This is a genomic window from Stenotrophomonas sp. P5_A8, assembly GCF_056400545.1.
This window is the reverse complement of sequence record NZ_JBFULB010000228.1, coordinates 1-11,474: the sequence shown is the minus strand read 5'-3', so window position 1 is coordinate 11,474 and position 11,474 is coordinate 1. Positions and strand designations below refer to the sequence as shown.

The 11,474-nt window shown below is 67.4% G+C and carries 10 protein-coding genes; 2 read left to right on the top strand and 8 right to left on the bottom strand.

Going from position 1 to position 11,474, the window contains the following annotated elements; genetic code table 11:
* Nucleotides 1-225 precede the first annotated feature (225 nt).
* Entirely contained in the window at nucleotides 226-600 is a 375-nt protein-coding gene (locus AC1DQP_RS14810; RefSeq protein WP_256777563.1) for a BON domain-containing protein, read from the bottom strand.
* Between the two features lie 171 nt (nucleotides 601-771).
* Here AC1DQP_RS14810 and AC1DQP_RS14805 point away from each other — a divergent pair, with 171 nt between their 5' ends.
* Nucleotides 772-1,845, top strand: coding sequence for an oxidoreductase (locus AC1DQP_RS14805; protein WP_457318989.1), 1,074 nt, complete (start codon nucleotides 772-774; stop codon nucleotides 1,843-1,845).
* Nucleotides 1,846-1,918: 73 nt separating this feature from the next.
* Here AC1DQP_RS14805 and gnd read toward each other — a convergent pair whose 3' ends face one another.
* From gnd to AC1DQP_RS14770, 7 genes are all read right to left on the bottom strand, one after another.
* Entirely contained in the window at nucleotides 1,919-2,824 is a 906-nt protein-coding gene (gene gnd / locus AC1DQP_RS14800) for a phosphogluconate dehydrogenase (NAD(+)-dependent, decarboxylating) (protein WP_457318988.1), read from the bottom strand.
* 3 nt (nucleotides 2,825-2,827) lie between these two features.
* Entirely contained in the window at nucleotides 2,828-4,120 is a 1,293-nt protein-coding gene (locus AC1DQP_RS14795) for a hypothetical protein (RefSeq protein ID WP_457318990.1), read from the bottom strand.
* 18 nt (nucleotides 4,121-4,138) lie between these two features.
* A complete protein-coding gene (locus AC1DQP_RS14790; RefSeq protein ID WP_478051888.1) occupies nucleotides 4,139-4,762 on the bottom strand; it encodes a DUF2242 domain-containing protein in 624 nt (207 codons plus the stop codon).
* Between the two features lie 384 nt (nucleotides 4,763-5,146).
* Nucleotides 5,147-7,324, bottom strand: a complete 2,178-nt coding sequence (locus tag AC1DQP_RS14785; RefSeq protein WP_256777559.1) for a carboxy terminal-processing peptidase — start codon at nucleotides 7,322-7,324, stop codon at nucleotides 5,147-5,149.
* A 605-nt stretch (nucleotides 7,325-7,929) separates the two neighbouring features.
* Nucleotides 7,930-8,940, bottom strand: coding sequence for a lipoyl synthase (lipA, locus tag AC1DQP_RS14780; protein ID WP_478051887.1), 1,011 nt, complete (start codon nucleotides 8,938-8,940; stop codon nucleotides 7,930-7,932).
* A 17-nt stretch (nucleotides 8,941-8,957) separates the two neighbouring features.
* Nucleotides 8,958-9,665: a lipoyl(octanoyl) transferase LipB gene (gene lipB / locus AC1DQP_RS14775; RefSeq protein ID WP_256777557.1), complete on the bottom strand. Its 708-nt coding sequence runs from the start codon at nucleotides 9,663-9,665 to the stop codon at nucleotides 8,958-8,960.
* Nucleotides 9,653-9,931, bottom strand: a complete 279-nt coding sequence (locus AC1DQP_RS14770) for a DUF493 family protein (protein WP_256777556.1) — start codon at nucleotides 9,929-9,931, stop codon at nucleotides 9,653-9,655. The genes lipB and AC1DQP_RS14770 overlap by 13 nt, the downstream gene beginning before the upstream one ends.
* A gap of 193 nt (nucleotides 9,932-10,124) precedes the next feature.
* On the opposite strand from AC1DQP_RS14770, the gene AC1DQP_RS14765 reads away from it, so the two are divergent.
* On the top strand, nucleotides 10,125-11,189 hold the full coding sequence (locus AC1DQP_RS14765) for a lipid A deacylase LpxR family protein (protein WP_256777555.1): 1,065 nt from the start codon (nucleotides 10,125-10,127) through the stop codon (nucleotides 11,187-11,189).
* Nucleotides 11,190-11,474: the final 285 nt, after the last annotated feature.

Sequence of the window (11,474 nt, the reverse complement as noted above, 5' to 3'; positions counted from 1 at the left end):
GGGGCCTACCGGCGGCTACGGGGCCCGGACGCTTGCGACAAACCCAAGCGGAAACAGCATCAAGATCCACACCCCGCGCCTGAATTATCCGATACCACATGCACAACGCCGCGCACCATCCACCACGGCCCTTGCAAACAGGACGCCGCCGTTGAGAAGGAAACAAAAAAAGCGCGCCCGAAGGCGCGCCCTGTTTCTACGTTCGGCTACCGCGATACGCTGGAATCAGCGCTTGGCAGCGGCCGCGACCTTCAGGCCGCTGGCATCGACGCTCTTCACGCCCTTGATGCCCTTGGTCACGCGAAGTGCCTTGTCATGCTCGGCCTGGCTGGCCACGGTGCCCTTCAGGGTCACCACGCCATTGACCGTTTCCACCATCACCTCGGTACCCGGAACGTTCTTGCTGGTGAGCAGATCGGTCTTGACCTTGGTGGTGATCCAGCTATCGGTCACCGGCGCGTCGGAGTCATGCGTATCGGCATGGGTCATGGCGGCATGGTCGGTGGTCTTCGGCGGATCCTTTGCCATCGCCGACGACGTACCCAGAACCATGCCGAGGGCCAGCGAAGCAGCAAGCAGAGTGCGCGTAGTGTTGGTCATGTTCGGTGTCTCCTTGGGTGTGTGGCCAGTGTCGGGGGAAGCGCGTGTGCGGCACGTGGGCGGAACATAACGCTGCCGTGAACCACTCAGGTTCCTTGCCGGCTGTTCATGTTCCTCCGCGCGGCCGCAGCCGCTACGCTGACCCTCCCCCTCTCTCCTCTGGAGCTCACCATGGCCACGGCCCTGCAGGTGGGACTGATCGGCTACGGCCTGGCCGGCAGCGTCTTCCATGCCCCGTTGATCCAGCACACCCCCGGCCTGACGCTGCACAGCATCGTCAGTTCGCAACGCGACCGGCTCCTGCGCAGCTTCACCGACGTGCGCATCTGCGCGCATGCACAGCAACTGTTCGATGACCCGGCCGTGGATGCGGTGGTCATCGCAACCCCCAACGCCGAGCATGCACCGCTGGCCATCGCCGCACTGCAGGCCGGCAAGCACGTGCTGGTGGACAAGCCCTTCACCCTGGACGTGGCGCAGGCCGAGGCGGTGGTGCAGGCCGCGCAGGCGGCGGAACGGGTTGCCACGGTGTTCCAGAACCGGCGTTTCGATGCCGACTTCCTCAGCCTGCGCCAGCTGCTCGACAGTGGCGTGCTGGGCGACGTGGCCGAGTGCCACTCGCACTTCGACCGCTACCGCCCGCAGGTGCGGGATCGCTGGCGGGAGAGCGACGTGCCTGGTGCCGGCCTGTGGATGGACCTGGGCCCGCATCTGCTCGACCAGATGCTGCAGCTGTTCGGCTGGCCGGCGGCGATCAGCGCCGACATCACCGCACAACGCGACCACGCACGCAGCGATGACTACTTCCACGCGGTGCTGCATTACCCGCGGCACCGCGCGATCGTGCACGCCGGCTCGCTGGTCGCCGCGGCCAATCCGCGCTTTGCGGTGCACGGGCACGTGGGCAGCTATCTCAAGGACGGCCGTGACGTGCAGGAAGACCAGCTGCGCGATGGCATTGCGCCCGGCGCGCCGGGCTGGGGTCTGGATCCGCTGCATGGCCAGCACGTCGTGGTCGATGAGCACGGCCGCAGCCAGCGCAGCACGGTCGACAACGTGCCCGGCGACTACCGGCGGCTGTACGCGGCGTTCCGCGACGCGATGCTGGGCAGCGGCGCGCCCACGGTGAGCGCGGATGAGGCACTGCAGTTGATGCGCCTGCTGCAAGCCGGGGCGGAGAGTGCGCGCAGCGGGCGGCGGGTGGATCTGTGCGCATCTTCGGGCGGCGCCGATGCGCGCACCTGATCAACCTCTGCGAGGAGCCGGCCAGCGGCCGGCACTACCGTGATCCCGCCACCCACCGGCTGCATCGGCGGTCTTATTCGGTCTTGATCGCGTGGCCGCCGAACTCGTTGCGCATCGCCGCCAGCAGGCGATCGCTGAAGGAGTTCTTCTCGCGAGAGCGCAGCCGCTCCAGCAGCGACAGGGTGATCACCGGTGCCGGCACGTCCAGGTCGATCGCCTCGGCGACGGTCCAGCGGCCTTCGCCGGAATCTTCCACGTACGGGGCAATGCCATCGAGCTGCGGGTTGCGGCCAAGCGCATCGGCGCTGAGGTCCAGCAGCCACGAACGCACCACGCTGCCGTGCTGCCAGGCCTTGGCAACCTGGGCAAGATCGAGGTTGAACGCGGTCTTGTGCTGCATCAGCGCAAAGCCTTCGGCGTAGGCCTGCATCATCCCGTACTCGATACCGTTATGGACCATCTTGCAGAAGTGGCCGGCACCGGTCGGCCCGACATGCGCCCAGCCGCGGTCTTCGCCCGGCGCCAGCGTGCGGAAGATCGCCCCCACCCGCTCCACTGCCTCCGTGTCACCCCCGATCATCAGGCTGTAGCCTTCCTGCAGGCCCCACACGCCGCCACTGGTGCCGCAGTCGATGTAGCTGACGTCCTCGCCCAGCAGCTGGCCGGCGCGACGCATCGAATCTTTGTAATACGAGTTGCCGCCGTCGATCACCACGTCGCCTTCGGACAGGTGCGGTGACAGCGCGGCCAGGGTCTGGTCCACCACCTCGCCGGCCGGCACCATCAGCCACACCACGCGCGGCACCGGCAGCTGCGCCAGCGCATCGGCGACCGACGCGCTGACCTCGAAGCCGCGCTTGGCCGCGCTCGCGCGCGCGCCTTCACCGGGGTCGACGCCGATCACCCGATGGCCGCCGCGATGCAGCCGCTCGGCCATGTTGGCGCCCATCTTGCCCAGCCCGATCATTGCAATATCCATGTGTCACCTTCCAGCGTGCGAGTTGTGTTGCGGGGATGCTGCCGGCGGGGAATCGCACTGGCGAAGGCGTGCGTCGATCCAGCGCCGGTACAGCGTGGTATGCAGGTTGTGCAGGCCCAGCTCGAAGGCAAACGGCGTCCGCGGATTGCGGTCGAGCAGGCGTGCGATGTGGTACCCGACAGGACGTATACCGCGAGGATGCACGTAAATCACGAACCCCTGGTAGAACGGATCGTCCAGCAGCGCATCGAGTTCGGCCAGCAGCGGTTTCTGCTCGGCCGGCAACCCGTTGCGCCAGACCGGATCGCGCTCGGCCAGCAGCCGTTCGAAGCGGCGCGGCCCGGGTCCGGGCATGCGCTGGGCCAGCGCCCAGATCTGCCGGTTGATGGCGTCGTAATGGGTAAACCCGTCGTGCGCGCGCAGCGCACGGGCCGCCGCGTCGCTGACATTGACCACCACGAAGTTCTCGGCCTGGTTGTTGATGTCGTCCAGGAATTCGCGGTCGAACACGTGCTCGATGAAGCCCGGCGCGCCGACGAACGCCTGCCGGCCCAGCTGTGCGGTCTTGCGCGCCTTGCCATCGGCAAGGAACTCACCCGCGTGCCGGCCGAGCAGGATGCTGTCGGTCTCGTGCAGGGTCAGGAACGTGCCAATGGACAACTCGGCGGGCGTGAACTCGGCATCGAATGCCGCATCGCCGTACAGCTCGCGCTGGGTGGCCAGCTGCGCGATCTGGCGCCCCACCCCGCACTCGCTGCGGACCCGGCCATCGTAGAAGTGCTGCAGCGCCACGCTGTTGCGGCCGGCAGGTGCATACCCCCGACCGAAGCTGCGGAAGCGCTGCCAGCCCTGGGCCTGCGCGCCGCGCGCGCCGAAGCCGATCCAGCCCAACTGCAGTGCCGAAAACCGGTACCCCGGATTGTCCTGCAGCTGCGTGGTCGCACGCCGGGTGGCCTGCCCAAGCTTGAACGCATACGCGCACAGCGTGGCCGGATCGTCCAGCAAGGCCGTCATGAAGTCAGCGCGACGCGCGGGATCCCAGTCCCGGGGCAGCTGCACCCGCAGGTCACCGGCCTGCTGCGCCTGGGCCAGATCGGCGCGCTCGCAGACGGGGCCGCCGTGCACCACCGGCGCGCGGATGGGCGCGTCGGTGAAGCGCCAGCCGAGTTCTTCAAGCAGCGGCTGGGTACAGGCCGGCGCGGGCGCGGCGACGGCACTCGCCATGGCCACGCCCGCAAGTAGCAAGCCGGCCAAGGCCATCACCCAACGGCGGGGCGCGCATGATGCAGTGGGCAACGACACCGGTCCGCCTGATCAGTGCGACGGCACCGGCGTACCCGCCACGGCGGCCGGCGCCGCAGGCACATCGGCCGCAGCCGGTGCAGCGGCCGGTGGTTCAGACGGCGCCGGTGCAGGCGCGGCCGCCGCGGCCGGCAGGTACTGCTGCAGCCGATCAAAGAAGCGGCGGTAGAAGTCCRCATCCTGCACCGTGCTGCTGGCGACCTTCACCAGCGAATCGTCATTGCTGCCGAACGGCAGCGACACCGAGCCCAATGCGCCCACGCCGACACTGGCCGAGGTCGGGCTCTTCTTCAAGGCATAACGGTCCTGCACGGCACTGACGAAGACCAGCGACTGGTCGCCGCGTGGCGCGCAGGAAATACGCAGCACCAGCTGCTCGTGTTCGTCATCGCGCGGCTGGAAGTTCTTGTTGCCTTCCACCGCCGCGGTGTCGGCCCGGGCAATCGCATAGCCCTGGCTGAGCAGGGTGCGCCGTGCCGCTTCGCAGGCCTGCGCCGGGGCGCCGGGCACGCTGCGCGAATAGGTGTCGCCGGAGTCGAACGATTCACGGATCAGCGTGCTGTCAGCGGCGCGACCGCCACAGGCGGTCAGCGAGGCGACCAGCAGACCTGCCGGGATTGCGTGATACAGGCGCATGCGCGCTCCTGCGAGAACAGACGCCTCCAGCATAGCCCCGCCCGCGTATGCACCGGGTTTACATAGCGAAGGGGCGGCGCAATGGCCGGCCCTTCGTTTGTCGGGTGTTCACCGAAACCGGCCACCGGCTTCGCGCGCGCGAGGGGCCGGGGGCCGGGGGCGGGGGGGGGGGGGGGCGCGAGGGGCCGGGGGCCGGGGGCGGGGGGGGGGGGGTAGAGCCGAGCCATGCTCGGCTTGCTTTGGCTCGGCTCGGCTTGCTTTGGCTCGGCTCGGCTTGCTTTGGCTCGGCTCGGCTTGCCTTGGCTCGGCTTGCCTGTGCCCATGGCGCGGTCGGTGAGCGCAGCCGAGCATGGCTCGGCCCTACCCCCGTCCGTCCGCGACCGGTCAGTCGGCCCAGCGGCCCACGGCGGTGGACTGCGGCAGCACCTGCGCCGACAGCGGGCGGTCGGCTTCCAGCAGGTTGACCGCATCGGACAGGATCGACGCCGACTCGCGCAGCAGCGGGTCCGGACGCTTCTCGGCGGCCTTCTCACGGGCGGCATCCTTGACKATGTCGCGCTCGTTGCCGGTCAGGCCGTCGTCATTGCTGTCGTCGGCCAGCGGGTCCAGGTCCAGGCCCAGCTGCTTGCGGATCGCCTGGCGCTCGGTGCGCTGCTTGTCCTGCTTCTCACGCTCGGCGCGGCGCTCGGCCTCGTTGAGCGAGATGTACTTCTTGGCCTTCTCGGCGCGGAACTGCTCCACGTCCTCGTTCCACCACTGGAATTCCTTGTCGGCGGCAATGCGCGCGGCATGGCGGGTTTCCAGTTTGGGCAGCAGCGGGCCGAAGTTGCCGTACTGGGTATGCGGCACCGAGGCGATGCGGGTCCACGGCAGGGCGTTGTCGTAGGTGCTTTCGCCGTACTCGCTGGCATCCACGCTGGCCGGGAAGGCCAGGTCCGGCACCACGCCCTTGTGCTGGGTGCTGCTGCCGCTGACGCGGAAGAACTGTGCGATGGTCAGCTTGACCTGCCCATAGCGCTGGGTTTCCCCGCTCGGCCAGCGGTCCAGGTCGACGATGTTCTGCACGGTGCCCTTGCCGAAGGTGGTCTCACCGATCACCAGGCCACGACCGTAGTCCTGGATGGCACCGGCGAAGATTTCCGACGCCGACGCCGAGCCACGGTTGATCAACACCGCCAGCGGACCGTCCCACGCCACCGCTTCGCTGCGGTCGCTGTTGACGGTGACGCGGCCACCGGACTCGCGCACCTGCACCACCGGGCCCTGTTCGATGAACAGGCCGGTCAGCTCGATGGCCTCATCCAGCGAACCACCGCCGTTGTTGCGCAGGTCCAGCACCACGCCATCGAGCTTGTCGGCCTTGAAGCCGGCCAGCAGCTTGGCCACGTCGCGGGTGGCCGAGGCGTAGTCGGTCGCGTTGCGGCGACGGCCTTCGAAGTCCTGGTAGAAGGTGGGCAGCTTGATCACACCGACCTTGCGCGCCGGCTCACCGTCCTTGGCCGGGATGGCCAGGGTCTCGCCCTTGGCGGCCTGCTCGGCCAGACGCACCTTCTGGCGGGTCAGCACCAGCGTGTGGTGCTTGCCGTCCACGCCCTCTTCGGCCGGAATGAATTCCAGCCGCACCTGGGTGTCTTTCTTGCCGCGGATCTTGGCCACCACGTCATCGATGCGCCAGCCGATCACATCCTCGATCGGCCCGGACTTGCCCTGGCCGACACCGACGATGCGATCCCCCGCCTTGAGCGTGCCGTTGACCGCCACCGGACCGCCAGCGATGACCTCGCGGATGACCACCATGTCGTCCTGGCGCTGCAGCTGCGCGCCGATGCCTTCCAGCGACAGCGACATGGCCTGGTTGAAGTTCTCGGCGGTGCGCGGGGTGAAGTAATCGGTGTGCGGATCGACCGCGCTGGTGTAGGAATTGAGGAAGAACTGGAACACGTCCTCGCCCTTCAACTCATTGACCGACTTTTCCAGCGTCGCATAACGCTTGTCCAGCGTCTTGCGGATCTCCGCCGGCTGCTTGCCCGCCAGCTTCAGCCGCAGCCAATCGTTCTTGACCGACTTGCGCCACAGATCGTCCAGCTCGGCATTGCTCGCCGCCCACGGCACGTCCTTGCGGTCGTACTCGAACTTTTCATCGGTGCTGAAATCGAAATCCTGCTTGAGCAGCTTGCGCGCATACCCGATGCGCTCGCCCACGCGCTGCTTGTACACCGCAAACACCTGGAACGCCGGCTCCAGCTCACCGCCACGGATCGCCGTGGCGATGTTCGCCTCGAACGGCGCGAAGCGCGTCACATCGGCCTGCGTAAAGAACTGCTTGCTGCCATCCAGCGCTTCCAGGTAACGCTTGAACACGTCCTTGGAGGTGGCCGCATCCAGCGCGCGCGGCCGATAGGCATAGCGGCTGTCGGACAGCAGTCCGTAGACCAGCTTGGAGGTGGTCACCTGGTCGGGCGTCGCCGCCGACGGCAGTGCCGGCGAATCAGCGTAGGCGGCCAGTGCCAGCGGCGCGGTAAGCGCCAGGGCCATCAGGAATGCGGGGGCTTTGAATTTCATCGACTTGCTCATGGCACCTTGCCAACGGGGAGACTGCGTGCGGATCAGACCACACGACAGTGCCGAAAGTTGCGGGGTTTGTCATCCATCCCCGCGCAACGGGGATTTCCAGCCTAAACCGGGGCCTGTAGCAAATTGTGAATGGCGCAGGCGAAGGCGGCGGCCGCCAGCCGCTGGAGGCGGGAAGGACGACAAAGGGAGGTCGGGCGCAGACGATGGCAAGGCGGCGCTACGCACACCCACCAGCGCGCGTTGCGCACCGGGATAAACGAGGATCGTTCAGAAATGAACGCACCGGTGGGCTTTCACAGCGAATGAAGCAACTGCCGCTGCTCGCCCCGGCCGCTACGCCGAACCCTGTCAAGGCGGGGGCAGGCCGCCCTCTCCAGGACCGTTGGCGCCATGGGCCGGAGGCACTGCGCCCGACGGGTTGGGCAGGACGTCCAACACCGGTATTTGCCGTCGGTGCGGGACTGCATCGACGAGCAAGGCGTCAAAACGAGCACCATGGAGGGGCCCCGGCGTGTCCTGGAGAGGGCGGCCTGCCCCCTCCAAGCGCATGAACGAATGAAGCGCTGCTTCAAAAGCCTCAGGCGTCAAACGCCTCAGGCAACACCGKCACCCTTGGCCTGCACATCGGCATGGTACGAAGAACGCACCATCGGCCCCGAGGCCACATGGCTGAAGCCCAGCTCGTACCCGTAGTCCTCAAACGCCTTGTATTCCTCCGGCGTCCAGTAACGCAGCACCGGATGATGGTGCGGCGTCGGCTGCAGGTACTGACCGATCGTGATCATGTCCACGTCGTGCGCACGCAGATCGCGCATCGTCGCCCGCACCTGCTCCAGCTCCTCGCCCAGACCCAGCATGATCCCCGACTTCGTCGCGATCGACGGATGCTGCGCCTTGAAATTCTTCAACAGCGTCAGCGACCACTGGTAATCCGCGCCCGGCCGCACATTGCGGTACAGATCCGGCACCGTCTCGATGTTGTGGTTGAACACATCCGGCGGATTGGTCGCCAGGATATCCAGCGCACGCTCCATCCGCCCCTTGCCGCGGAAGTCCGGTGTCAGCACCTCGATCCGCGTCGCCGGCGACCGGGCCCGGATCGCCCCGATGCAGTCGGCGAAATGCTGCGCACCGCCATCACGCAGATCATCCCGATCCACACTGGTCACCACCACATACTTCAGGCCCATGTCGGCCACCGTCTGCGCCAGGCTCGCCGGCTCGTTCGCATCCGGCGGCTTCGGCCGACCGTGCGCAACATCGCAGAACGAACAGCGCCGCGTGCACACCTCGCCCAGGATCATGAACGTCGCCGTCCCATGACTGAAGCACTCGTGGATGTTCGGGCAGCTCGCCTCCTCGCAGACGGTCACCAACCGGTTCTCGCGCAGCTTCGCCTTCAGCATCTGCACCGCGTTGCCTGACGGAATCCGCACCCGGATCCACGACGGCTTGCGCAGCACCGGCGCGTCGGCAAACTGCACGGGCGAGCGGCCGATCTTGTCACCGCCCAGCTGTTTGACGCCCGTCTGCAACGGTGCAGCGGACGGCGTGTCGCCCTGCACGATCTGCAGGGGAATGAGGCGAGCGGTCGATTCAGTCATGGCCTTGGTCGGCGGCGTTACGCCGCGTCAGTCAGATCGGGCAATTCAAGGGTCGGCTGGAGGTCCAGGCCGAACTGGCGGGCCAGATGGCCCAGCAGCACCGGCGTCACGGCCGCCATGCCGGACGGTCCCCCCAAGTCTACCACCGAGGTCACCTGCAGCCCTTCGTAGCCACAGGGGTTGATGCGGTGGAACGGCTCCAGGTCCATGGCCACGTTGAAGGCCAGCCCGTGGAAGGTGCAGCCGCGGCGGACCCGGATGCCCAGCGCGGCGACCTTCGCCCCGCCCACATAGACCCCGGGCGCGCCGTCCAGCCGTTCAGCGCCGATATTCCATTCGTCCAGCGTGTCGATGATCGCCTGCTCGATCCGGCACACGTAATCGCGCACCCCGATCCCCAGACGACGCAGCTGCAGCAGCGGATAGACCACGATCTGGCCCGGCCCGTGATAGGTCACCTGGCCGCCACGATCCACATGCAGCACCGGAATATCGCCCGGCGCCAGCACGTGTTCCTCCTTGCCGGCCTGGCCCAGCGTGAACACCGGATCATGCTCGACCACCCACAACTCATCGGCGGTGGTGTCATCACGCGCATCGGTGAAACGCTGCATTGCATGCCAGACCGGAGCATAGGCCTGCCGGCCGAGCTCACGCACGATCGCCGGCTGTGGCGGGCGCGCCCCCGGTGAGGCGGCGGTTTCGCAGGCGCTTACAGCGTCCACTTCACTTCCGGGTGGTCGCGCAGTGCCGTGTGCGCGGCATCGTACTGCTCGCGGTTGTCGGCCTTGAACACCAGCCGCACCGACACATACTTGCCGTTGGACGAGTGTTTCCAGCTGACCCGTTCGGTCAGTACTTCGACGCCGGCCAGCTCAAGCAGGCGCGGCAGTTCGCGTTCCAGCTCCATACCAGCCGCGCCCATGGCGCTGAGTTCAAACTGGCCGGGGAACTGGAAGCCGTGGTCGGGGTTGTCAGACGAGATCTCCATAACCGCGATTATGGGGACGCCGGCGGCCGAACCCAAGCGCTGCATGATCGTGCCTATAGCGGCACCCAACGCGACGTGAAAATCGGCGTTCACCAGCAAAACGTATCGGTGCGCGCGCGGCGCTGGCCAAAGCATCACGCGCTGACTACGCTGCTCCGGCATAAAAACAGAACACATCCTGAGCGGGAATCCCATGTCGTTGAAGCCCTATGCGTTGTCGGCCGCACTCGCCGGCGCCCTGGCGCTCGTCGCCCCTGCGGCGCAGGCCGCCAACCAGTGCGGTCCGGATGCGATGCGCGAGCACCCGCCGCAGGTCAATTTCCGGGTCGACAACGATCTGTTCGGCGGGGCCGACCAGGACCAGGGCTACACCAACGGCGCGCAGATCACCTTCGTCTCGCCCAATCTGGTCGATTACACCGATGACCCCTGCCTGCCGCGGCTGGCACGCTGGGTGAACCGCCATCTGGAGAAGCTGCACCCGGGCGAGTTCGAGCAGCAGAACATGATCTTCAGCCTGGCCCAGGGCATCTTTACGCCCACCGATTTCACCCGCAAGGACCTGATCGAGGACGATCGGCCCTACGCTGGCGTGCTGATCGGCAGCTTCGGCTACAACGCCCGGCGCGGCGACCGGCTGCAGACCACGCAGCTGGCGATCGGCGTGGTGGGGCCGTGGGCACTGGGCAAGGAAGTGCAGAACGCGGTGCATGACGTGCTGGGCGACGAGAAATTCCAGGGCTGGGACAACCAGCTGCACAACGAGCCGGTGTTCATGCTCACCCACGAGCGGATGCGCCGCTGGCCGGCCGATGCCAGCGTGAACGCCGGCGGCTGGGGCTGGGATGCGATCAGCCACTACGGCGGTGCGGTGGGCAACCTGGCTACCCACCTCAATGCGGGTGGCGAAGTGCGGTTCGGCTGGAAGCTGCCGGACGATTTCGGCAGTACGCCGTTGCGTCCGGCCGGCGAAAACACCGCGCCGACCCGCGGCGGGCGTCCGTCGGGCTGGTCGTGGCACATGTTCGCCACCACCGATGCGGCGTGGGTGATCCGGGATATCACGCTGGACGGCAATACCTTCCGCAACAGCCACAGCGTGGACAAGCGCCACGTGGTGGGCCAGGCCGGGTACGGCGTGGCGGTGATGCGCGGGCGCTGGAAGTTCGCCGTCGCCCGCTACCACAGCACGCGCGAGTTCGACGGGCAGAAGGAAGCGCCGGTGTTCGGCAGTTTCACCATCAGCCGATCGCTGTAACTCCGGGCGGGCGTCCGTCCGAGCCTGCGCCCGACGGCTGCCGGCGAAGGCAGGTAGTGCCGGCCGCTGGCCGGCTCCTCATCAGCCCAGACGCAGGTGCGGACGTGGCGGTCATTGGGTCAAGCGCTGGGTCGACAGCGGTCGTCGGTGGGTCGGGCGCTGGGCTCCCATGYCCTTKSCGGCGACGCCSCCGGCGTCGGCCTRCGGCCGCCYCYTCCTCCTTTATTTCGCCTCCAAGGGCATGGGCCGCCCCCTCCTCCTTTATTTCGCCTCCAAGGGCATGGG

What these genes read in the sequence shown, in the direction of transcription:
- AC1DQP_RS14765 (WP_256777555.1), top strand. Translation starts at nt 10,125, where the DNA reads ATGTCGTTGAAGCCCTATGCGTTGTCGGCCGCACTCGCCGGCGCCCTG.
- AC1DQP_RS14770 (WP_256777556.1), bottom strand. Translation starts at nt 9,931, where the DNA reads ATGGAGATCTCGTCTGACAACCCCGACCACGGCTTCCAGTTCCCCGGC.
- AC1DQP_RS14810 (WP_256777563.1), bottom strand. Translation starts at nt 600, where the DNA reads ATGACCAACACTACGCGCACTCTGCTTGCTGCTTCGCTGGCCCTCGGC.
- AC1DQP_RS14805 (WP_457318989.1), top strand. Translation starts at nt 772, where the DNA reads ATGGCCACGGCCCTGCAGGTGGGACTGATCGGCTACGGCCTGGCCGGC.
- gnd (WP_457318988.1), bottom strand. Translation starts at nt 2,824, where the DNA reads ATGGATATTGCAATGATCGGGCTGGGCAAGATGGGCGCCAACATGGCC.